Below are 21,592 nucleotides of genomic sequence, written 5' to 3' on the forward strand. Positions count from 1 at the left end.
GCCGGCACAGTGGACGGATCGTGTACTCAGCCGTTGTCCTGCCGCGCCAGCTGCAGGTCGCGCTGGCGCCGCTTCTCGGCGCGGGCATTGATGTACCAGCCGATCACCGCGGCGATCGATACCGCCGACACCAGCAGCGTGGCCAGTGCATTGATCTTCGGGCTGATGCCCATGCGCACCGACGCGAACACCTTCATCGGCAGCGTGGTCGAGCCCGGCGTGGCGACGAAGCTGGCCACCACCACGTCATCCAGCGACAGGGTGAACGCCAGCAGCCAACCCGCCACCAGCGCCGGCGCGATGATCGGCAGGGTGATGCGGGTGAACACGGTCAACCGGCTGGCGCCCAGGTCCATCGCCGCTTCTTCCAGCGACAGGTCCATTTCCTGCAGGCGCGAGGACACCACCACGGTGACGAAGCAGAGGGTGAAGGTCACGTGCGCGATCCAGATGGTGGCCAGGCCACGCGCCGGGAAGCCGGGAATCGCGCCCATCGATGCCAGCAGCGCCATCAGCGAGAAGCCCAGGATCACGTCCGGCATCACCAGCGGCGCGGTGACCAGCGCCCCGAACAGTGGCTTGCCGCGGAAGCGCTTGAAACGGGTCATCACCATCGCCGCCAGCGTACCCAGCACAGTAGCGGTACACGCAGTCCAGAACGCCACCACCAGGCTGGTCCACATCGCCTCCATCAGCGCGCGGTCGGCAAACAGGTCGCTGTAGGCGCGGGTGGAGAACCCGGCCCAGACCATCGCCAGCCGCGAGCTGTTGAACGAATAGAACATCAACAGCAGAATCGGCAGGTACAGGAAGGCGAAGCCCAGCAGCAGCACGCCCAGCCCCAGGCCCTTGGCGGTACGCGGGCTCATGCCTGCTTCCCTTCCAGCAGGCGCTGCTGGGAACGGTTGAACAGCAGGATCGGCACCAGCAGCAACAGGATCATCGCCACCGCCATCGCCGACGCGCCCGGCCAGTTGCGGTTGTTGAAGAACTCGTTCCACAGCTGGCGGCCGACCATCAGTGTCTCCGAACCACCGAGCATTTCCGGGATCACGAATTCACCCACCGCCGGGATCATCACCAGCATGCAGCCGGCGATGATGCCCGCCTTCGACAACGGCAGGGTGATGCGCAGGAACGCCTGCCACGGCTTGGCACCGAGGTCGTAGGCCGCTTCCAGCAGGCGGTGGTCATGCTTGACCAGATTGGCGTACAGCGGCAGCACCATGAACGGCAGGTAGCAGTAGACGATGCCGATGTAGGCGGCGGTCGGCGTATCGATCAACTGCAGTTTCGGCAGGCCCATCGACGTCATCAGCGCCTGCAGGCCGGTGAACTGCAGGAACTGGTCAAGCAGGCCGTTGCGGTCCAGGATCGCCTTCCACGCATACACGCGGATCAGGAACGAGGTCCACGACGGCAGCACCACCAGCATCATCGCCACGTTGCGAGCGGCCGGCGACAGGCGCGCGATGGCATAGGCCATCGGATAGCCGATCAGCAGGGTGAAGAAGGTGGAGATCGCCGCGATCCTGATCGAGCTCAGGAACGCCTGGGCATAGATCGAATCGCGGAACAGCGCCAGGTAGTTTTCCAGGTTCAGCTTCAGCGAGAAACCGCCGTCGGCGTACTGCAGCAGCCAGGTATACGGCGGCGAGCCGACCCGGCTGAGCGAGAAGCTGATCATCAGCACGATCAGGAACGGCACTGCGAAGAACAGCAGCAGCCACAGGTACGGAATGCCGATCACCGTGGCACGCAGCCCCGGCAGCCAGCGCTTCAGGCCGGCGACGCTCATGAGGTGAGCACCACGCCGTCGTTGTCGCGCCAGTGCACCCACACCTCGTCGCCCCAGGTGAAGCCATCACTGGCCCAGCGCTGCGAGTTGGCGAAGTTGGCCAGCACCTTGGCGCCGCTGGGCAGGCGCACGTGATAGACCGAGTGGCTGCCGAAGTAGGCGATGTCCTCGATCACGCCCTGCGCCTTGTTGGTGTGCCCTTCCGGCTCGTCCTTGCCGATCATCACCTTCTCCGGGCGCAGCGCGAACGCGACCGGCTGCCCTTCATAGCAGGTGATGCCATGGGCAATGTAGATCGGCGCCGGGAACAGCGGCGAGCGCACGGTCACGTACTCGGGCAGGTCCTCGTCGATCACCCCGTCAAACAGGTTGACCGAACCGATGAACTCGGCGACGAAGCGGTTGGCCGGCTGCTCGTAGACCTCGTCCGGCTTGCCGACCTGCTGGATCCAGCCGGCATCCATCACCGCGATGCGGGTGGCCATGGTCATCGCTTCTTCCTGGTCGTGGGTGACCATCACGCAGGTCACGCCCGACGACTCGATGATGCTGACCAGTTCCAGCTGCATCTGCGAGCGCAGCTTCTTGTCCAGCGCGCCCATCGGCTCGTCCAGCAGCAGCAGCTTCGGCCCCTTGGCCAGCGACCGCGCCAGCGCCACGCGCTGCTGCTGGCCACCGGACAGCTGGTGCGGCTTGCGCTTGCCCAGGTGGCCCATCTGCACCAGGTCGAGCATCTCGCCGACGCGCTTGCTGATCGCGTCCTTGCCCAGGCCATCCTGCTTCAGGCCGAAGGCGATGTTCTGCTCGACCGTCATGTGCGGGAACAGGGCATAGGACTGGAACATCATGTTGACCGGCCGCTGGTACGGCGGCAGCGCGTCCAGGCGCTGGCCATCGACGGTGATGCTGCCCTTGGTGGGCGTCTCGAAGCCGCCCAGACAGCGCAGCAGGGTCGATTTACCACTGCCGGAGCCACCGAGCAGGGCAAAGATCTCGCCCTTGCGCACGTCCAGGTTGACGTCGTCGACGGCGACGAATCCGTCGAATTCCTTGCGCAGATCACGAATGGAGAGATAGCCGGGCGCACCGGTCGTGTCGACGACGGCGCCTACCGGCTGGGCTTCAACGGGCATGGGGGCTCCGGGAGCGGGCGGTGGACAGCGGCGGCCATTCTAACGGCCGGGGGCCGAAGGGGATATGACGGCAGTGGGTGGAAGCGGCCGCTGGCGCGCCCAGGCCTCCCGAGGTGTGTCGGTTTTCCCCCGCCATGGTGGCCTGTGCGCCGGGAGGCCCGGGCTCTCCTCGACGCCCGGACGGCCGTCCCGGCCAGACACCACGGGCGGCGGCCCGATCTGCAACATTTTTCAGAGCGGGATCCATTGAAAGCCCGGGGCATTCCCCGCGCAATGCCCCGGATCTAGGCCTTGCATGGACCGACCCTGGTGATTTCCCCGGACAGCCCCTCCCCTTTCCCGCCCCGCCTGCCAGGCTGCCTGCCTGCACGGCTGCCGCTGGTCATCATCGGCGCCGGCCAGGCCGGGTTGTCGCTCAGCGCGCTCCTGCAGGAGGCCGGCGTCGAGCATCGCGTGCTGGAGGCCGAAACCGTGGGTGCCAGCTGGCGGCGACGCTGGGATTCGTTCCAGACCAACACCGCCAACGCGACCATGGCCCTGCATGGTCATGCCTATGCCGGGGATGACCCGGAAGGGTTCATGGGGGCCCCGGAAGTGATCCGACGGCTGCGCGACTATGCCGACGAGCGCGCATTGCCGATCAGCGAGGGGTGCGTGGTCCATCGGGTCGGGCCCGAGTCCGGTGGTTATGCCATCGACAGCAGCCGGGGGCTGATCCATGCCCAGGCGGTGGTGGTCGCCACCGGTGAATACCGCCGGGCGCGGTTGCCCCGGGCCCCCTTCGCGCCCGCACCAGGCCTCACCGTGCTGCACTCCAGCGACTACCGAAGTCCCGGCCAGCTACCCGAGGGCGCGGTGCTGGTCATCGGCGGCGGTCAGTCCGGCGCGCAGATCGCCCAGGACCTGCGCGACGGTGGTCGCAGCGTGTACTGGTCATTGGCCGATCGTCATTCGCACACCCGTCGGCTGCGCGGCAAGGACTCGATGACCTGGTGGGACATGGCCGGGCGCATCCATCAACACGTAAGCCAATCGGCGGGAGTACTGGCGGGTGGGCCGGACGCGCTGCGCAAGGCCCGCACTGCGGAGTTCCCGCTGATATCCGGCAAGGGAAGCGCCGGCCTGGGCAGTTCGATCAGCCTGTTGGCGATGCACCGCGCAGGCATCAGGTTGCTGGGCCGGTTGCAGGAATTCAGCGGAAACACCGCCCGCTTCGCCGATGTCCGCCCGCAGCTGCATACCGCGATCGAGGCGACGCGGGCCGAATATGCCTATCTCGATTCGCTGGCCAGCGCGTACTACGCCACGCGGCCCGAACCGCGCACCGACGATGCCCGCTACATTCCCGAAGAGGTCTACCTGCACTGGGAGCCGGAACCGTCCCCATGCAAGCTGGACCTGAAGGCTGCGGGGATCCGCGCGGTGGTACTGGCCACCGGCTTCGTCGCCGAATGGCCCTGGCTCGACATGCAGGGCGTGCTGGATGCACACGGCTATCCGCTTGGCGACTTCGGTGTTTCCCCGCAGCCGGGGCTGTTCTTCATCGGCATGCACAACCTGCAGCGGATGAGTTCGTCGTTCCTGTGCAACGGCGGCCGCGACGCACGCGACCTGCTGCCGGCCATCCTGCAGCACCTTGGCCGAAGCGGGAGTACCGGCTTCGGCGCAGGTTAAGGGAGCCGCCGGGCAAGGCCCGACGGCGCCAGACCGGCTCAGCGGCCGGTCTTCACCTCGGTCCACAGCCGGGTGTAGAGCTTGTCGGTCTCCGGCGTGTTGATCGAGTAGGTGAACATCTTCTCGGCAACATCCGCCGGCGGATAGATGGTCGGGTCGGTGCGGATCGCCTCGTCCACCAGCGGCGTTGCGGTCGGGATCGGGTTGGCGTAGTGGATGAAGTTGGTGTTGGCCGCAGCGACCTTCGGTTCCAGCAGGTAGTTGATGAACCTGTAAGCCGCTTCCGGGTGCTTGGCGTCCTTCGGGATCGCCAGCATGTCGAACCACTGCGGCGCACCTTCCTTCGGGATCGAATAAGCCACGTGCACGCCATTGCTGGCTTCCTCGGCGCGGTCGCGGGCCTGGATGATGTCACCGGACCAGCCGACCACCAGGCAGGTACCGCCGTTGGCCAGCGAACCCACGTACTGCGAGGAGTGGAAATTCTGAACGTACGGGCGGATCGACTTCAGCAGGTCGGCCGCCTTCTGCAGTTCGGCCGGGTCGCCGCTGTGCGGGTCCAGGCCCAGGTAATGCAGCGCGATCGGGATCATGTCGGCCGGCGTGTCCAGGATGGTCACGCCGCAGTCCTTCATCTTGCTGATGTTCTCCGGCTTGAACACCAGGTCCCAGCTGTTGGCGATGTCGGTGCTGCCGCCGAAGCGCTGCTTCAGCATGTCCACGTTGTAGCCGATGCCGGTGGTGCCGATCATGTACGGCACGCCGTACTGGTTGCCCGGATCCTGGGTGGCGATGCGCCTCATCACCGCCGGATCGAGGTTGGCCAGGTTCGGGATCTTGCTCTTGTCCAGCGGCAGGAACACGCCGGCCTGGATCTGGCGGCCGAAGAAGTTCAGGGTCGGCACCACCACGTCGTAGCCGCTGTTGCCGGCCAGCAGCTTGGTCTCGACCATCTCATCGCTGTCGAACACATCGTAGGTCACCTTGATCCCGCTCTCCTTCTCGAAGGTCGGAATGGTGTCCTCGGCGATGTAATCGCTGTAGTTGTAGACGTTCAGGACCTGGCTGTCCTGCGCGCCGCCGTTGCCACCGCCACAGGCGGCAAGCATGGCGGAGGCCAGGCCGAGCGTGAGGATACGCAGCTTCATCGGGTGCTCCAGAATGCGGGAAGGGGGGCCGGCGGGGCCGGCGACGGGTGCCAGCCTACCCCCCGGCGGCGGATTTTTCTATTCCAGATGCTCAGACGTTCAGCAGCAGGAACTCGCGCTCCCACGAGCTGATGACGCGGAAAAAGGTCTCGTATTCCTTGCGCTTGACCGAGATGTAGGCGCGGCAGAAACGCTCGCCCAGCAGGGCCTGGAGCTCGCTGCACTGCTCCAGCCCGTCCAGCGCCTCGCCCAGCGAGCGCGGCAGGTTGTAGCCCAGTTCCTTCGCGCTGCCGGTCACCGGCGCGTCCGGCGCCAGCCGCTCGCGGATGCCGAGCAGGCCGCAGGCCAGGGTCGCCGCCATTGCCAGGTACGGGTTGGCGTCGGAGCCGGCGAAACGGCTCTCCACGCGCATGTTTTCCGGCGTATCCAGCGGCACGCGCAGCCCGCAGGTACGGTTGTCGAAGCCCCAGTGCACGTTGCTCGGCGAGACCTCGCCGAACACCAGGCGGCGGTAGGAGTTCACGTTCGGCGCGAAGAACGCCATCGCCTGCGGCGCGTACTTCTGCAGGCCACCCAGGTAATGGCCGAACACTGGGCTGAACTCGCCCTCGGCATCGGAATCACCGGCAAAAACGTTGCTGCCGTCACTCATCCGCACCAGGCTCTGGTGGATGTGCATGGCACTGCCCGGCTCGTTCTCCATCGGCTTGGCCAGGAAGGTGGCATACACGCCGTGGCGCATCGCCGCCTCGCGCATGGTGCGCTTGAACAGGAATACCTGGTCGGCCAGGTCCATCGCATCGGCATGGGTGAAGTTGACCTCCAGCTGCGCCGCGCCCGATTCGTGGATCAGCGTGTCCACGTCCAGCTTCATCGCATCGGCGTAGTCGTACATCAGGTCGAGGATCGGGTCGAATTCGTTGACCGCGTCGATCGAGTACGACTGCCGCGCGGTCTCCGGGCGCCCGGAGCGGCCGGCCGGTGGCAGCAGCGGGAAGTCCGGGTCGGTGTTCTTCTGCACCAGGAAGAACTCAAGCTCCGGCGCCACCACCGGGCGCAGGCCCAGCTCGGCGTAGGCTGCCAGCACGCGGCGCAGCACGTTGCGCGGCGCCAGTTCGTGCGGCTCACCGCTCTTGGTGTAGCAATCGTGGATGACCTGCGCGGTGGCGTCGGCCGCCCACGGCACCATGCGCACCGTGTCCGGATCGGGGCGCAGCATCATGTCCGAGTCCGACGGCGAGGTCAGCTCGTAGTAGTCATCAGGGAACTCGCCGGTGACGGTGGTGGCGAAGATGCCTTCGGGCAGCCGCGTACCGTAGTCGTGCGAGAACTTGTCGGCGGGAATGATCTTGCCGCGCGCGTTGCCGGTGATGTCCGGCACCAGGCATTCCACCTCGGTGATGCGCCGCTCCTTCAGCCAGCGCAGCAGCGTGCTTTCCTGCGGTGCGGGGGGCGTGGCCGTCTTGCGCGGGCGCGTTCGGGAACTCATCGGGAATCCAGTCGGTTCTGTTGGTGCTGCCGGCAAGCCTGGCCGAACGCACGGAAAATAGCGTGATAGAACGGCGCCTGCATGACACGCCACTCCGGGTGCCACTGTACGCCGAGCACGAAACGATGGTGCAGGCTGCGTGCCGCTTCGACCAGCCCGTCGTCGGCCACGGCCTCGACCTGCAGGCCCTGCGCGAGGCGGGCAATGCCCTGCCCGTGCACCGAATTGACCTGCGCCCGGTCGCTGCCGTGCCACTGCGCCAGCCAGCCATCGGCAACCAGGGTAACCGCGTGGGCCGGTCCGTACTGCACCTCCACCGGCGCCTGCGGGTCTTCGCGATGGTCAGCCAGGCCAGGCACCGCGTGTACCTGCGGATGCAGGCTGCCACCCAGCGCGACGTTCAGTTCCTGGAAGCCGCGGCAGATCGCCAGTACTGGCAGGTCCAGCGCCAGCGCCTCGCGCAGCAGTGCGAAGGCATTGGCATCACGCGCCGGGTCATGCGGATTGCCCGGCCAGCTGCGGCCGCCCTCGTAGTGCTGCGGTTCGATGTTGCTGACCGCACCGGTCAGCAGCAGGCCATCGAGCCCCTGCAGCCAGTCGCCAGCCGGCAAAGCAGGCTGCAGGCTCGGCAGTACCACCGGGGTCACTTCGGCGGCCTCGGCCAGCGCGCGCACGTACTTCTCGCCGGCCACCGCGAAGCGGTGATGGCCGAGCACGGTACTGTCGGTGGGCAGGCCCACCCAGGGCAGGCGGCGCATGGAAAAACTCCTTGACGTGCCGACACGTTACCCGTCGCCCGGCGAAGGCGGCAAGTCGTCGCCGTCACACCATGGCTGTCACGCATCGGCGAAACTACGCGGGTGAATGCTGATCGTCCTCCCCCGCTCCCCCCTCCCGCACTGCGCCCGCGAGGCCTGCGGTGAGCGCCGCCTTCCCGCCCAGCTGGTATGCCGCCAGCCTGCCCGAACCGCCCGCCCTGCCCTCGTTGCGGGGGGATGTGCAGGCCGATGTCGCGGTGCTGGGCGCCGGCTATACCGGCCTGACCGCAGCCCTGGAACTGGCTACGCGCGGCCAGCGCGTGGTGGTGCTGGAGGCGCAGCGGATCGGCTGGGGCGCGTCCGGTCGCAACGGTGGCCAGGCGCTGGTCGGCTATGGCTGCGAGGTGGACGAACTGGAGCGTCAGCTCGGTCGTGATGATGCGCGCCACCTGTTCGACTGGTCACGCGACGCGGTGCAGGCGATGCGCGCACGCATCGATCGGCACGGCATTGACTGTCATTGGGTGGAAGGCCACGCCAGCGTCGCCATCCGCGAACGCCATGAGCGCGACCTGCAGGCCAACTGCGAGCATCTGCAACGCCACTACGACTACCCCATGCAGTGGTGGGACCGTGATGCCCTGCGCGCACAGCTGGACAGCCCACGCTACCGCGCCGCGATGTTCGATCCGCTCAGCGCGCATCTGCAGCCCCTGGCCTATGCCCGCGGACTGGCCGATGCGGCGCGTGCGGCCGGCGCGGTGATCCATGAGAACTCCGCAGTGACCCGCGTGCAGCGCGGACCGCAGCCCACCCTGCATACCGCGCAGGGAAGCGTGCGCGCTGCGCATCTGGTGGTGGCCGGCAACGCCTGGTTGCAGGGCCTGCTGCCCGAGCTGGAACGGCGGATCATGCCCGTCGGCACCTATATCGGGGCCAGCGCGCCGCTGGGTGCCGAACGCGCCCGTGCCCTGATCGGCAACAACATGGCCGTGGCCGACACCGCCTGGGCGCTGGATTACTTCCGTCTCAGCCACGACCATCGCCTGCTGTTTGGTGGCCGTGCCAGCTATTCAGCACTACCGCCACCCGGCCTGCGCGGGGTGATGCAGCGGCGCATGCACCAGGTGTTCCCGCAGCTGGCCGACGTGCCACTGGAGCAGGTCTGGGGCGGTTATGTGGACATTACCCGCAACCGCGCCCCGCATTGGGGCCGGCTGGACGGCAATCTGTACTTCGCGCAGGGGTTCTCCGGCCATGGGGTGGCCGCCGCCGGGCTGGCCGGCGAGGTGATCGCCGCCGCCATTGCAGGCCAGAGTGAGCGCTTGGACGTGTTCCAGCGCCTGCGGCATGCCCCCTTCCCTGGCGGCCGGCTGCTGCGCACGCCACTGCTGGTGGCGGCGATGTCGTGGTACAAGCTGCGGGATGCGTTGTGGTGAAACAGTGAGCTGACACGGAGAGATTCCGAAGAACTGGCAATTCCCGGACCTCCACAGCATGTGAAGAGCACTCATCCAGAAGGGCGTGACGGAATTCTCATTTGATCGGCAGATCGCATCGGCAATTGCATTATCTATTTCATGCCGATACCGTCCCTCAGAACCGGGTCCCGCGGCGAATGGATGCTGACAGGGAACGTACTAGAGGGAGATGTGCGATTGAACTGGTGGAATGAAGGCCTGCAGTTGAAGTTGCGTATCCGCCCGGCGGGGCTGGTCCTTGCGCTGTTGTACGCCATCGCATGCTGGGCGTCTCGCCAGTTGTCGCTCGACCAGTTCTACCTGCCCGCCGGCGTCCGCGTGGCTGCGGTGCTGTTGTTCCCGCCTCGATGGTGGCCGTACCTGCTGCTGGGCGAATACGCCTACTTTGCGCAGATGCGCGTGCCAATGATCGAGAAGTATGGACTGGCCTGGATAGTGCTTGGTTCGGCACTGCTGATGCCTGCAGTGATGCTGATCGTGCATCTGCACCGGAAAATGATGGTGACCACGAAGAATGCATGGCTGATTTCAGTCGCGGCGGCTTCGGCACTGGTGGTCACGGCGCTCAATCTGATGTTGGCACATCTCCTGTGGCCGACACCACCGGAGATGCCGGTGCTTGCGAGCATCGCGCGCCTGGTCGTTGGCGACTTCATCGGCATACTGACCCTTGCACCGCTTGCGTTGCTGTGGACACGCCGGACCGGCAACGCCCGTTGGACATCAGGTTTCGCCCCGCCTGCACTCGCTGCCCTGACGCTGATGGCCATAATTGGCCTGTATGCCGCACAGCTGCCCTTGGACGAAGCCAACGCCAAGACATCGATGCAGCTGCTGATGGCGCTGCCGGTCGTCGTGCTCACCTGTCTGTATGGCTGGCGAGGTGCGGCGATCGGAGTACCGTCGCTCAACCTGATCATTGGTCTGACCACCCCAAGCCCCTACACGGGTGCGTTCGATCCAGCTGCGTTCGCGACCCAGCAGATCATGGCGGTCACCGGCGCTGCACTGCTGGTGTTAGGGTCGCGCATCACCCACTACTACCACCGTTCGCGATTGGGCGAAGTGGGTGAAAGGGATGCGCTCAAGCACGCGCGCAATTCACTGGTGGCAAGCGAGCTTGATCTCCGTGAGCGCGCGCGACACCTGAGGAAGCTGGGGGACGGCATCGACACCTCGCTCAGCGAGGTGGTGAATTGGCTCAATGCGCATGGCCATCCCACGATAGCGAACAGTCTCCTGCATATGGCTTCGGTCCATTCGCGACAGTTCCGCGAACAAACCAGCATGGTCTATCCCGCAGCACTGGAACATCTTGGGCTCTACGTCGCCCTGCAGGCCGGCGGCGTACGCGAAACCTGGGACCTGAGCCATCGCGTGATGCGCCCTCGATTGCTCGGCGATCCCTGTCAGCTCAGTGTCGGCCTGCAGCTGGCCGCCTATCGCGCCCTCACCGATGCCGTTTCGCTGTTGATCAACAGGGAATCCGGTCAGATCAGCATCCGCGTGCGTTGCGGCAGGAGAGGAGGACGCCGCGGCATCCTGATGACGGTCGCACTGCTGGATTCATACCGCAGCCTGTCACCGTCAACCGTCACCGCCACGGTCGAGCGCTTGGCTGGCCGCACGATTGCCTATGGCGGAACAGTGCAGTGCCATCGGAATCGGATACGGATGGCGATGGTGGAGACGGGTGACTCCGCCGCCATCGGCATTGCATCGTTCAACGCTATGGATCACGTGACCACCTCCGGGCAGGGAAGCTCGCAGACCCAGATCTGATTGCCGGTGTCCGCCAGAGGGCCGGCCCTACAATAATCGCCCTCTGCCGCGTTCATCGCGGCAAGCGCAGCGGCGCAGGATATCCCGACACCGCTGCGCACTTCTACGTCTTTACGGTGTTTCAACCGACCAGATGACCTCGCCGCCACTACGATAACGCACCAGCGAAAAATCGCTGCCGCTGTAGATCTGCGAGCGGTTGGCGCCTGCCGGTATCTGGATCTTCTGCTGAGGCAGCGAAACCTTGGTCGCATTGTTACCTGCCGGCAGCACCCAGTAGGTCCCCCCTGCGTTGCCGATAATCAGCTGCACGTTTCCGAGGAGGTCGTTCACCTGCAAATAGGTAATGCCATCACGCTGGAATCCATACAGCTGCCAGCTGGGGTCCTGGCTGAGATTGACCGCAGCCGGACTGGCCTGCCCCAACCCAGCCGTAGCCAATGGCTTTCCATGAAAATCCGAGGGACCGCCCGCGATTGCCGGGGCAGCGGCAATCATCAGAAATCCAGTAGCCGCACCAAAACATGAAAATCGCACAGTGACCTCCAGGTCGAAGTTGAAATCGAGAACCTCCAGCTGATACTAACCGCTTCCCATCTGAGCAATGGGCCAAACGACGAGCACGGACGTTTTCGTCCTAAAGTTACACCCGAAACCGCCGCTATCCGTGCCGAGCCCTCCTTTGTGAGCCACCGCATCATGCCCGTCCTGCCGCAGGCCGCCGTCGATGGCGACCTGGCCGATCCCCTGCCACAGCGGATCCTGCTGGTCGAAAATTCCCGTGCGTTCACCGGCATGCTGCGCGAAGCCATCGAACAGCGCCTGGAACTGCCGGTGGTGATCGCTTCCACCCTCGCCGAGGCCGATCGCCTGCTCAGCGAAGGTGCCGGCTGGTTCCTGGTGCTGACCGGGCTGGTGCTGGCCGACGGCGACCGTGATGCGGTGGTCGAGTTCTTCCTGAAGCGCGACCTGCCAACGGTGGTGGTCAGCGGCGTGTACGACGAGGACCTGCGCAAGCGCGTGCTGCAGCAGCAGATCATCGATTACGTGCTGAAGAACACCCCCGGCAGCATCGATTACCTGGTGTGGCTGGTGCAGCGGCTGGAACGCAACCGCCGCATCGCCGCGCTGGTGGTGGACGATTCGCCGTCTGCGCGTGGCTACGCTGCGGCCCTGCTGCGCATGTACGGCCATGAGGTGCATGAAGCCGCCGACGGCAACGAGGGCCTGGCTGCCATCGAGGCGCATCCGGCAATCCGCCTGGCGGTGGTCGATCAGGAAATGCCCGGCATGCAGGGCGTGGAGTTCACCCGCCGCCTGCGTACCCTGCGCTCGCGCGACAAGGTGGCGGTGATCGGCATCTCCGGCAATACCGATGCCTCGCTGATCCCACGCTTCCTTAAGAACGGTGCGAACGACTTCCTGCGCAAGCCGTTCTCGCGCGAGGAGTTTTTCTGCCGCGTCTCGCAGAACGTGGACCAGCTGGAGCTGATCGGCACTCTGCAGGATCTGGCCACCCGCGACTTCCTCACCGGGCTGCCCAACCGACGCTTCTTCCTGGAACAGAGCCAGCGCCAGCTGCCACAGCTGCAGCTGCATGGCCAGTGCGTGGCGGTGGCGATGATCGACATCGACCACTTCAAGCACATCAACGACACCCACGGCCACGAGGCCGGCGATGATGCGCTGCGCTCGGTGGCCGGCGCGGTGGCCGCACATGCACGCAGCCAGGACCTGATCGCACGCTTCGGTGGCGAGGAGTTCTGCCTGCTGGTGCCGGACATGGAACAGGACGAGGCGCTGCTGTACTTCGAGGAACTGCGCCAGCGCATCGCTGCGCTGGAAGTGGACATCGGCAGCGCTACCCTGCGCATGACCGTGAGCATCGGCCTGTGCTGCCTGCGCCCGCAGCGCGATGCGCTGCACCGGCTGATCTCCGAGGCCGACCGCCAGCTGTACCTGGCCAAGGCCGGTGGCCGCAACCGGGTCAGCTGCACCACGGTGGCCAGCCCGCTGCGCCCCCGCGAGCCTGCCCTGCCTTGACCGGCCCGCCTTGATCCAGATCAACGCCGCACCCGCGCGGCAGTTCTACAGTCGGCCCCGACATACGCATGAAGGGGAGCCGGGGGATGGCACTACTGGTCTGGCAGGACGATCTGAACATCGGCATCGATGTGATCGACCAACAACACCGCCGCATCATCGAGATGCTCAACCACCTGCACGTGGCACAGGCCAGCATGCAGCGTGCGGCGGTGGGTGAAGTGATCGACGAAGTGGTGGACTACACCCTGTCGCACTTCGCGTTCGAGGAAGAGCTGATGGAAGAGGCGGGCTATCCGTTCTGTGCCGCGCACAAGCGCGTGCACGAGGTCTTCATCAAGCGGGTATCGGAATACCGCATGCGCTTCCAGGCCGGCGAGGACATCAGCGACGAACTACGGACCATGCTCTCGCGCTGGCTGTTCAACCATATCCGTGGTGATGACCAGGCCTATGCCGAACAGGTCAAGGCGCACCTGAACCAGTTCGCCCGCGAACACCAGGGCGGCGGCTGGCTGGGGCGCACGCTCAAGCGCTTCTTTGGTTGAGCCGCAGGGCGCGCCGGTGCAGTGCTACCAGCGCGCACAGGGTAGCTACCGCAGTCAGGCACAGGTAGTAGCCGACCGCGACCAGGCCGAAGCGTTCCGCCAGCCAGGTGGCCAGGTACGGCGCCGGCGCCGCACCCAGAATGCCGGCCAGGTTGAATGATAGCGAGGCGCCGGTGTAGCGCACTTCCACCGGGTAGATTTCGGCCAGGAAGGTGCCACAGGGGCCGTAGGTCAGCCCCATCAGGAACAATCCCAGGCACAGGAACGCAGTGACCAGCCATGGGCTGTGCGGCTGGAACAGCGGTGCGAACAGCACGCCGAAGCCGACAATCAGCACGCTGGCGACGATCATGGTGCGGCGCGTCCCCCAGCGGTCGCCATAGCGCGCCGACAGCGGGATGCCCAGCGCGAAGAACAGCATGCCGGCCATCTGCATCAGCAGGAACTGCTCGCGGCTGTAACCCAGCACCGCCGTGCCATGGCCGAGGCTGAACACGGTCATCAGGTAGAACAGCACGAAGGTGGCGAACGCGCCCAGGGTACCCAGCAGCATCGGCACCGGGTGGTCACGCAGCACCGTCCACATCGGCAGCCGCACCGGTGCTTTGCGCTCCAGCGCCTGCCTGAAATCGGGGGTCTCGTGGATGTTCAGGCGCACCCACAGGCCAAGGCCGACCAGCAGCGCGCTGGCCACGAACGGAATGCGCCAGCCCCACTGCAGGAAGTCACCCTGGCTCAGGCAACGGCCCAACACCAGGAAGATGCCGGCCGACAACAGGAAGCCGAGTGGCGCGCCCAGCTGCGGGAACATGCCGTACCAGGCGCGCTTGCCCGGCGGAGCGTTCTCAGTGGCCAGCAGCACCGCCCCGCCCCACTCGCCACCCAGCCCCAGGCCCTGGCCGAAGCGGCACAGCGCCAGCAACGCGGGGGCCCACAGGCCAATCTGTGCATGGGTGGGCAACAGGCCGATCAGCACCGTGGACAAGCCCATGGTCAGCAGCGCGGCCACCAGCGTGGCCTTGCGGCCGATACGGTCACCGAAGTGGCCGAACACTGCCGAGCCCACCGGGCGCGCGATGAACGCGACCGCGAACGTTGCCAGTGACTGCAGCAGGGCTGCCTGCTCGCTGCTGTCCGGGAAGAACAGGTGCGGGAACACCAGCACGGCGGCCGTGGCGTAGATGTAGAAATCGAAGAATTCGATGGTGGTGCCGATCAGGCTGGCCAGCAGGACACGACGGGGGGAATTCACGGGCGGTGCGGCAGCGGTGATCGTCGACATCGGCAACACGGGTAACGGCGGATCGCCCGATTCTGCCACGGGCCGATGGCCGCACGGGGCGATGGTTTCAGCCGACACCGATGCCAACGGAATTTTTCGGGCCACCCGCTAGGCTGCGCCACCGGTCCCTGCATGGACGCTTTGCCGATGACTGCAGTCGCGCTGTCGTGGTCCGATTCGCCGAAGCTGCCGCGGATGGCGGCGTGGCTGGTGGTACTGCTGGTGCATGGCGGGCTTGCTCTGTGGCTGCTGGACAGCGGCCGGATCGAACTGCGCAGCGACGACGGCCCACGGGTCTTGCTGCGTTGGCTGCCACCGGAACTGCCGACGCCTGTAGCCAAGCAGCCGACCTTCCCCTCCGCACAGATGACGCGTCCGGCCGCATCGGTGATGCCCGCCCTGCCCCGGTTGCGCAGGCAGACAGCGCCCAGCCTGCCGCGGAAAACGCGGCTGCGGTGGCGCCACTGATCCTGAGTCTGCCTGCGGGCAGCATCGACGGTGGTGACGGCATCAGCGCTGCGGGTGTCGCTCCGCGTCTTATTGGTCGCCGCGAGATACACCCGGCATTCGCGGCGCGCCGCAACTACTTCCCGATCCGTCGGCAGATGACCCCCGAGCAGATCGTGCATGGCGTCGCGCAACTGCTGGGTTTGTGGCCACCGGGCTACATCGTCGACCCGTGCGAGCTGGGCAAGCAGGACATGGACTATTTCCAGAACGCCGTCGAAGAAGCCGACCGCGACATGCTGCGTGCGGCGGTGCTGCAGGTGAGCGCGCGTTGCCGGTAGTCGCATTACTGTGGCGTCGAGCTTGCTCGACGGCTTTTCGCATTTTGTAGAGCCGAGCCATGCTCGGCTGCATTTCGCGAAGAGCAGTCGAGCATGGCTCGACTCTACAAAGAGCAAACAGCAGCCGAGCGTGGGCTCGGCTCTACGAAAAGCGCTCGGCGGGCGCGTCGTTACAACTGGATCCAGGTGGCCTTGATCTCGCTGTACTTGTCGAACGCATGCAGCGATTTGTCCCGGCCGTTGCCGGACTGCTTGTAGCCACCGAACGGGGCGGTCATGTCACCACCGTCCCAGCCGTTCACCCAGACGCTGCCGGCGCGCAGCTGGCGTGCGACACGATGGGCGCGGCCCAGGTCACGCGTCCACAGGCCCGCCGCCAATCCATAGCGGCTGTCATTGGCCACGCGCACCGCTTCGGCCTCGTCGTCGAAACCAAGCACGGCCAGCACTGGCCCGAACACTTCCTCGCGTGCCAACGCGTGGTCCGGACGCACCTGGTCGAACACCGTGGGCTGCACGTAGCAGCCGCCGGACTCCACCTCGGCCCGATGGCCCCCCATCAGCAGACGAGCGCCCTCGCCTTCGGCACGGGCGATATCGGCCAGCACCTTGTCCACGTGCGCGGCGTCGACCAGCGCACCCATCGGTGCATCGGCCTCCAGTGGATGGCGGGGCTGCATGTGCTGGCCATAGGCAAGCACCTGGTGCACGAAGTCCTCACGGATCGAGCGCTGCACCAGCAGCCGCGAGCCAGCGGTGCAGACTTCGCCCTGGTTGAAGAAGATGCCCTGCGCCACGGCCTTGGCCGCTGCGTCCAGGTCCGGCGCGTCGGCGAACACCAGGTGGGGGCTCTTGCCACCGCATTCCAGCCAGACCCGCTTGAGGTTGGACCGTCCTGCATACTCCAGCAGCTTCGCACCGGTGGCGGTGGAACCGGTGAAGGCCAGCACGTCCACATCCATGTGCAGCGCCAAGGGCTCGCCCACGCGCGCACCATGGCCGGGCAGCACGTTCAGCACTCCGTCCGGCAGGCCCGCCTCGGCCGCCAGCGCCGCCAGCCGCAACGCCGACAGTGGCGAACGCTCGGACGGCTTGAGGACCACCGAATTGCCCATCGCCAGTGCCGGCGCGATCTTCCAGCAGGCCATCAGCAACGGGAAATTCCATGGCACGACCGCCGCCACCACGCCGGCAGGCTCGCGCGTGACCAGCCCCAGCTCGTGTGGGCCGGTCGGCGCGATTTCCCCGTACAGCTTGTCCACCGCTTCGGCGGTCCAGGCCAGGCAGCGCACCACGCCGGGCAGGTCGATACGGCGTGCGTCGCGCACCGGCTTGCCCATATCCAGGGTTTCCAGCAGCGCCAGCTCATCGGCGTGCTTCTCCACCAGCGCGGCCAGCGCCAGCAACACGCGCTTGCGATGCGCCGGGCTGGCCTGCGACCAGTGGCCCGCATCGAAGGCACGCCGCGCCGCCAGCACTGCGCGCTCCACGTCCTGTGCATCGCAGTCGGCGACCGCCGCGAGCACACGGCCATCGATGGGGCTGATGCAGTCGAAGCGGGCGCCGCTGGCGGCGTCGGTGTAGCGGCCATCGATGAAGGCCTGGCCGGGCATCGAAAGCTGCTGCGACAACGCCTGCCAGTGGCTGCGGTGGGGAAAGTCGGCCATGTCGGGCTCCACGGAACAGTTTCCCCGGTTATACCGGCGCGACCGCGACTTCACCGTGACGTGGCTGCGCTACATTTCCCCCATCGGACCCGACGGAGCTGGCATGAAGCGTCCCGGAAGCGACCTGCACGACCTTGCTACCCAGCGCCCGGAATCACTGGAGGCGTACTGGATGCCGTTCACCTCCAACCGCCAGTACAAGGCGGCGCCGCGTGTGCTGGTGCGTGCCGAGGGCATGCACTACGAGGATGTCGACGGCCGCCAGATCCTCGACGGTACCGCCGGCCTGTGGTGCTGCAACGCCGGCCACGCGCGGCCGCGCATCGTCGAGGCCATCGTCGATCAGGCACGCACGCTGGATTACTCGCCCGCCTTCCAGATGGGCTCGCCGCCGGCATTCGCGCTGGCGCAGCGGCTGGCCGCATTGGCACCAACGCCCCTGAACCATGTGTTCTTCACAAGCTCCGGCTCGGAGGCGGTGGATACCGCGATGAAGATCGTGCTGGCCTACCACCGCCAGCGCGGCGAGGGCCAGCGCACGCGCTTCATCAGCCGCGAGAAGGCCTACCACGGCGTCGGCTTCGGCGGCATGGCACTAGGCGGCTTGCCCAACAACCGCAGGGCGTTCGGCCTGCAGCTGGGCGGCGTGGACTACCTGCGCCACACCCTGGACCTGCAGCGCAGTGCATTCAGCAGGGGCCTGCCGCGCCAGGGCGCTGAACTGGCCGACGACCTGGAGCGGCTGATCGCGCTGCATGACGCCTCGACCATCGCGGCGGTCTTCGTCGAGCCCATCGCTGGGTCCGCCGGGGTCATCCTGCCGGCGCCGGGCTACCTGCAGCGCCTGCGCGAGCTGTGCGATCACCACGGCATCCTGCTGGTGTTCGATGAGGTCATCACCGGCTTCGGCAGGGTCGGCATGCCCTTCGCCGCACAGCGCTTCGGGGTCACCCCCGACCTGCTGACCTTCGCCAAGGCGGTCAGCAACGGCGCGGTGCCGCTGGGCGGCGTGCTGGCCAGCGATGCGGTGCACGCTACGCTGATGCAGGCGCCACCGCAGGCCATCGAGCTGTTCCACGGCTATACCTACTCTGGTCACCCGCTGGCCTGTGCGGCCGCGCTGGCCACTCTGGAGGTCTACGCCGAGGAGCGCCTGTTCGAGCGGGCCATCGAACTGGGCGAATACTGGCAGGAACGGCTGCATGCGCTGCAGGGCCTGCCCAACGTGATCGACATCCGCAACTTCGGGCTGGTCGGGGCGGTCGAGTTGGCGCCACGCCGGGACATGCCCGGCAGCCGCGGCTACGAGGTGTTCCGGCGCTGCTTCCACGATGGCCGGCTGCTGGTGCGCTGTACCGGTGACATCATCGCGCTGTCGCCCCCGCTGATCGTGGACAAGGCGCAGATCGACCAGATCACCGGCACGCTGGGCGAGATGATCCGGGCCACCGCCTGAGCCCTGGCCGGCGGCGGCGAGCGGGTACAATGGGCGGTTCCGCTCCTGCTCGCTGCCGTGCCCATGGATATCGTCGTCAAAGAAGAACTCAAGGCCTATATCGACCCGCTGACTGCGGACGAACATGACGCGCTGGAGCGCAGCATCCTGGCCGAGGGCTGTCGTGACGCGCTGGTCCTGTGGGGCAACGTACTGGTCGACGGCCACAACCGCTTCGGCATCTGCCAGAAGCATGGCCTGCCCTTCAACACAGTACAGAACACCCGCTTCCAGAGCATGGAAGACGTGCACCTGTGGATGATCGAGCAGCACCTGGGCCGTCGCAGCGTGTCCGACTTCCAGCGCGGCGTGCTGGCGCTGCGCAAGCGCGACATCCTGGCCGCCCGCAAGCAGGTCGAGCAGGCCCAGCTGCAGCGCGAGAGCGACGGCACCGCGGACATCACCGACGAAGGCGGCGAAGACAGCCCGCCGTGGGAGCCGGCCCCGAAGCTCAGCCGTGCTGAGCTGGCCCGCGAAGCCAAGCTGAGTACCAGCCAGGTCGGCATGATCGAGCGCATCCATGCCCAGGCTGCACCCGAAGTGGTGGAGGCGGTGAAGGCCGGCGTGATCTCGATCAGCGCCGCTGCGGCCGTGGCCGACCTGCCCGAAGAGGAGCAGCGCGCTGCCGCCGCCGGTGGCAAGGACGAGCTGAAGCAGGCCGCCAAGCGCGTGCGCGAGTCCAAGCGCAAGCCGCGCGCGCCGAAGCCGGAAGCAGCCGAGATGGATTTCGAGGAGGCAAATGAGGACGAGATCGCCAGCCGCGATGCCGAAGTGCTGTTGGCGCTGGAACAGCTGGGCGAGGATGCCCCGGCCCTGCGCCGCCGCGTGGTCGCGTTGACCCGCGAGAACGACACCCTGCGCGCGCAGTTGGCCGCGCTGCGCAAGCAGCTGGAAGCGCTTTAAAAAACGCGAACCTCTCATGTAGAGCCGAGCCCATGCTCGGCTGCGGTTTGCCGCGCGCAAGGCAGCCGAGCATGGGCTCGGCTCTACAGGCAGGCATCACCGGGCTGCGGTTAGACTCGTGCAATGACGCCTGCCCACGATCCGCGCCGCGCCCAGCTGCGGCGCCTGAAAGCCCTCGCACTGGGCCTGCTGCTGTTGATGCTGGCCGGATTCGCGATCAGCCACTGGCAGGGCGAGCGCGGCATCTGGGCCTGGGTCTCGGCCTTCTGCGAAGCAGCGGCCGTGGGCGCGCTGGCCGACTGGTTCGCTGTGGTCGCGCTGTTCCGGCGGCCGATGGGCCTGCCGATCCCGCACACCGCGATCATCCCGCGCAGCAAGGAACGCATCGGCGACAGCCTTGCGCTGTTCGTGCGCGACCAGTTCCTGGAGCCGGGGGTGCTGCTGGCCAAGCTGCAGGTGTTCGATCCGGCCAGCCGCCTCGGCAGCTGGCTGGCCGACCCGGCACGCTCGCGCATGCTGGCCGACATGGCCCGCGGCTGGGCGCTGCAGGCACTGGATTTCTTCGACGAAACCGCCGTACGCCGCCAGCTGCACGCCTTTGTGGTGCAGCAGCTGCGGCAGTGGAATGCCGCCGCCACCGCCGGTGAGCTGCTGGCCCTGCTGACCGCCGATGGGCGCCACCAGCGCGTGCTGGACGAGGGCCTGCAGCGCCTGGGACGCTGGCTGGAGCAGCCGGAAGTGAAGGAGCGCGCCTCGCAGCTGATCGTGCGTTACATCCAGCGCGAATGGCCGACGCTGTCGAGCACGGTGAACTGGGTCAAGCCGATCGACGAGATCGGCGACAGCCTGGCCGAACGCCTGGCCCGCGCGGTGCTGGAAGAGCTGCAGCAGGTGCTGGCCGAGCCGCAGCATCCGCTGCGCCAGGACTACGAGACCTGGTTGCAGAACTACGTGCAGCGCCTGCGCGAGGATCCGGCGCTGGCCGAGCGCATCGAGCAGCTCAAGCAGGAAATGATCGACCACCCGGCCCTGCAGGAGTACGTGCAGGGGCTGTGGGCGCGCATCCACGCCAGCCTGCGGGCGGACCTGCAGCGCGAGGATTCGGCGCTGGTCGGCCACCTGCAGCGCAGCCTGGGTTCGCTCGGTGCCAGCCTGCAGGCCGACCCGGCGCTGCGCGAGGCACTGAACCAGCATCTGATGGAAGGTGCGCAGCGCCTGACCGGGCGCCTGCGCGAGGGCGTCACCACGCATATCGCGCAGACCGTGAAGGGCTGGGACGAGCGGCACCTGGTCGAACAGCTGGAACTGAGCGTGGGCCGTGACCTGCAGTTCATCCGCTTCAACGGCACCCTGGTCGGCGGGCTGATCGGCCTGCTGCTGCACGCTACGACGGTCCTTTTCCACTTCTGAAGCCTCCCTGCACGGGAGCCGGTGCCGTCACGCTTGATTAACGAAATGCGAATGCCTATCATTTGCTAATCGGTTGTACGCTTAGCCAAGCGGGGCACGGAAGCACGCACCCACCCGCCCCTTCGCCCGTGTACATCCCCCGACTACCGGGTCGCCCGCACTGCGCGGGTGGCGCACCGTCGATGGGACTCGC

General features: G+C 66.7%; 17 protein-coding genes and 1 pseudogene. 9 read left to right on the forward strand and 9 right to left on the reverse strand.

The genetic code is table 11. From position 1 onward, the window contains the following. Positions 1-26 precede the first annotated feature (26 nt). From AC5P6A_RS00145 to AC5P6A_RS00155, 3 genes are read right to left on the reverse strand one after another with little or no spacing between them, the layout of a single operon-like run. Positions 27-869 carry an ABC transporter permease subunit gene (locus AC5P6A_RS00145; protein WP_021203562.1) on the reverse strand — a complete coding sequence of 281 codons (843 nt, stop codon included), beginning with the start codon at positions 867-869 and terminating at the stop codon, positions 27-29. Then, positions 866-1,798 carry an ABC transporter permease subunit gene (locus AC5P6A_RS00150; RefSeq protein WP_111097890.1) on the reverse strand — a complete coding sequence of 311 codons (933 nt, stop codon included), beginning with the start codon at positions 1,796-1,798 and terminating at the stop codon, positions 866-868. Before AC5P6A_RS00150 ends, AC5P6A_RS00145 begins: the two co-directional genes overlap by 4 nt. Further along, a complete protein-coding gene (locus tag AC5P6A_RS00155) occupies positions 1,795-2,931 on the reverse strand; it encodes an ABC transporter ATP-binding protein (RefSeq protein WP_227843959.1) in 1,137 nt (378 codons plus the stop codon). Before AC5P6A_RS00155 ends, AC5P6A_RS00150 begins: the two co-directional genes overlap by 4 nt. Before the next feature lie 291 nt (positions 2,932-3,222). On the opposite strand from AC5P6A_RS00155, the gene AC5P6A_RS00160 reads away from it, so the two are divergent. Further along, a complete protein-coding gene (locus AC5P6A_RS00160; RefSeq protein WP_346714701.1) occupies positions 3,223-4,605 on the forward strand; it encodes a flavin-containing monooxygenase in 1,383 nt (460 codons plus the stop codon). A 38-nt stretch (positions 4,606-4,643) separates the two neighbouring features. Here AC5P6A_RS00160 and AC5P6A_RS00165 read toward each other — a convergent pair whose 3' ends face one another. From AC5P6A_RS00165 to AC5P6A_RS00175, 3 genes are all read right to left on the reverse strand, one after another. After that, positions 4,644-5,753 carry a polyamine ABC transporter substrate-binding protein gene (locus AC5P6A_RS00165; protein WP_227843960.1) on the reverse strand — a complete coding sequence of 370 codons (1,110 nt, stop codon included), beginning with the start codon at positions 5,751-5,753 and terminating at the stop codon, positions 4,644-4,646. 91 nt (positions 5,754-5,844) lie between these two features. Next, positions 5,845-7,242 carry a glutamine synthetase family protein gene (locus AC5P6A_RS00170; protein ID WP_019659051.1) on the reverse strand — a complete coding sequence of 466 codons (1,398 nt, stop codon included), beginning with the start codon at positions 7,240-7,242 and terminating at the stop codon, positions 5,845-5,847. Further along, positions 7,239-8,000: a gamma-glutamyl-gamma-aminobutyrate hydrolase family protein gene (locus AC5P6A_RS00175; RefSeq protein ID WP_180832775.1), complete on the reverse strand. Its 762-nt coding sequence runs from the start codon at positions 7,998-8,000 to the stop codon at positions 7,239-7,241. The genes AC5P6A_RS00170 and AC5P6A_RS00175 overlap by 4 nt, the downstream gene beginning before the upstream one ends. Positions 8,001-8,161: 161 nt before the next feature. Here AC5P6A_RS00175 and AC5P6A_RS00180 point away from each other — a divergent pair, with 161 nt between their 5' ends. Together AC5P6A_RS00180 and AC5P6A_RS00185 are read left to right on the forward strand one after the other, a co-directional pair. Beyond that, positions 8,162-9,439, forward strand: a complete 1,278-nt coding sequence (locus AC5P6A_RS00180; protein ID WP_495222193.1) for an NAD(P)/FAD-dependent oxidoreductase — start codon at positions 8,162-8,164, stop codon at positions 9,437-9,439. Positions 9,440-9,652: 213 nt separating this feature from the next. Continuing rightward, the gene (locus tag AC5P6A_RS00185) at positions 9,653-11,263 is read left to right on the forward strand and encodes an MASE1 domain-containing protein (RefSeq protein WP_495222194.1); all 1,611 of its coding nucleotides are present in this window, start codon (positions 9,653-9,655) and stop codon (positions 11,261-11,263) included. A 111-nt stretch (positions 11,264-11,374) separates the two neighbouring features. Here AC5P6A_RS00185 and AC5P6A_RS00190 read toward each other — a convergent pair whose 3' ends face one another. Next, positions 11,375-11,761: a hypothetical protein gene (locus tag AC5P6A_RS00190; RefSeq protein ID WP_478428019.1), complete on the reverse strand. Its 387-nt coding sequence runs from the start codon at positions 11,759-11,761 to the stop codon at positions 11,375-11,377. A 201-nt stretch (positions 11,762-11,962) separates the two neighbouring features. On the opposite strand from AC5P6A_RS00190, the gene AC5P6A_RS00195 reads away from it, so the two are divergent. Beyond that, on the forward strand, positions 11,963-13,306 hold the full coding sequence (locus AC5P6A_RS00195) for a diguanylate cyclase (RefSeq protein WP_026346917.1): 1,344 nt from the start codon (positions 11,963-11,965) through the stop codon (positions 13,304-13,306). A gap of 86 nt (positions 13,307-13,392) precedes the next feature. Continuing rightward, positions 13,393-13,854 carry a bacteriohemerythrin gene (locus AC5P6A_RS00200; protein WP_019659057.1) on the forward strand — a complete coding sequence of 154 codons (462 nt, stop codon included), beginning with the start codon at positions 13,393-13,395 and terminating at the stop codon, positions 13,852-13,854. Here AC5P6A_RS00200 and AC5P6A_RS00205 read toward each other — a convergent pair. After that, entirely contained in the window at positions 13,835-15,127 is a 1,293-nt protein-coding gene (locus tag AC5P6A_RS00205) for an MFS transporter (RefSeq protein WP_180832791.1), read from the reverse strand. The genes AC5P6A_RS00200 and AC5P6A_RS00205 overlap by 20 nt on opposite strands. A gap of 156 nt (positions 15,128-15,283) precedes the next feature. Here AC5P6A_RS00205 and AC5P6A_RS00210 point away from each other — a divergent pair. After that, positions 15,284-15,924 (forward strand): annotated as a pseudogene (locus AC5P6A_RS00210) (hypothetical protein). A 170-nt stretch (positions 15,925-16,094) separates the two neighbouring features. Here AC5P6A_RS00210 and AC5P6A_RS00215 read toward each other — a convergent pair. Beyond that, positions 16,095-17,591: an aldehyde dehydrogenase family protein gene (locus tag AC5P6A_RS00215; protein WP_180877519.1), complete on the reverse strand. Its 1,497-nt coding sequence runs from the start codon at positions 17,589-17,591 to the stop codon at positions 16,095-16,097. A gap of 103 nt (positions 17,592-17,694) precedes the next feature. On the opposite strand from AC5P6A_RS00215, the gene aptA reads away from it, so the two are divergent. The 3 genes from aptA (at position 17,695) to AC5P6A_RS00230 (ending at position 21,399) form a co-directional block, all read left to right on the forward strand. After that, positions 17,695-19,047 carry an omega-aminotransferase AptA gene (gene aptA, locus AC5P6A_RS00220; protein WP_180877518.1) on the forward strand — a complete coding sequence of 451 codons (1,353 nt, stop codon included), beginning with the start codon at positions 17,695-17,697 and terminating at the stop codon, positions 19,045-19,047. A 63-nt stretch (positions 19,048-19,110) separates the two neighbouring features. Further along, positions 19,111-19,989 carry a hypothetical protein gene (locus AC5P6A_RS00225; protein ID WP_019659062.1) on the forward strand — a complete coding sequence of 293 codons (879 nt, stop codon included), beginning with the start codon at positions 19,111-19,113 and terminating at the stop codon, positions 19,987-19,989. A 123-nt stretch (positions 19,990-20,112) separates the two neighbouring features. Continuing rightward, positions 20,113-21,399 carry a DUF445 family protein gene (locus AC5P6A_RS00230; RefSeq protein ID WP_171952246.1) on the forward strand — a complete coding sequence of 429 codons (1,287 nt, stop codon included), beginning with the start codon at positions 20,113-20,115 and terminating at the stop codon, positions 21,397-21,399. Positions 21,400-21,592 lie beyond the last annotated feature (193 nt).

Source organism: Stenotrophomonas sp. YJH_SMC_20 (assembly GCF_059367845.1).

Excerpts from the sequence above, each read along its gene's own strand:
- AC5P6A_RS00145 (WP_021203562.1), bottom strand. The coding sequence starts at position 869 with ATGAGCCCGCGTACCGCCAAGGGCCTGGGGCTGGGCGTGCTGCTGCTG.
- AC5P6A_RS00150 (WP_111097890.1), bottom strand. The coding sequence starts at position 1,798 with ATGAGCGTCGCCGGCCTGAAGCGCTGGCTGCCGGGGCTGCGTGCCACG.
- AC5P6A_RS00155 (WP_227843959.1), bottom strand. The coding sequence starts at position 2,931 with ATGCCCGTTGAAGCCCAGCCGGTAGGCGCCGTCGTCGACACGACCGGT.
- AC5P6A_RS00165 (WP_227843960.1), bottom strand. The coding sequence starts at position 5,753 with ATGAAGCTGCGTATCCTCACGCTCGGCCTGGCCTCCGCCATGCTTGCC.
- AC5P6A_RS00170 (WP_019659051.1), bottom strand. The coding sequence starts at position 7,242 with ATGAGTTCCCGAACGCGCCCGCGCAAGACGGCCACGCCCCCCGCACCG.
- AC5P6A_RS00175 (WP_180832775.1), bottom strand. The coding sequence starts at position 8,000 with ATGCGCCGCCTGCCCTGGGTGGGCCTGCCCACCGACAGTACCGTGCTC.
- AC5P6A_RS00190 (WP_478428019.1), bottom strand. The coding sequence starts at position 11,761 with ATGATTGCCGCTGCCCCGGCAATCGCGGGCGGTCCCTCGGATTTTCAT.
- AC5P6A_RS00195 (WP_026346917.1), top strand. The coding sequence starts at position 11,963 with ATGCCCGTCCTGCCGCAGGCCGCCGTCGATGGCGACCTGGCCGATCCC.
- AC5P6A_RS00200 (WP_019659057.1), top strand. The coding sequence starts at position 13,393 with ATGGCACTACTGGTCTGGCAGGACGATCTGAACATCGGCATCGATGTG.
- AC5P6A_RS00215 (WP_180877519.1), bottom strand. The coding sequence starts at position 17,591 with ATGGCCGACTTTCCCCACCGCAGCCACTGGCAGGCGTTGTCGCAGCAG.
- aptA (WP_180877518.1), top strand. The coding sequence starts at position 17,695 with ATGAAGCGTCCCGGAAGCGACCTGCACGACCTTGCTACCCAGCGCCCG.
- AC5P6A_RS00225 (WP_019659062.1), top strand. The coding sequence starts at position 19,111 with ATGGATATCGTCGTCAAAGAAGAACTCAAGGCCTATATCGACCCGCTG.
- AC5P6A_RS00230 (WP_171952246.1), top strand. The coding sequence starts at position 20,113 with ATGACGCCTGCCCACGATCCGCGCCGCGCCCAGCTGCGGCGCCTGAAA.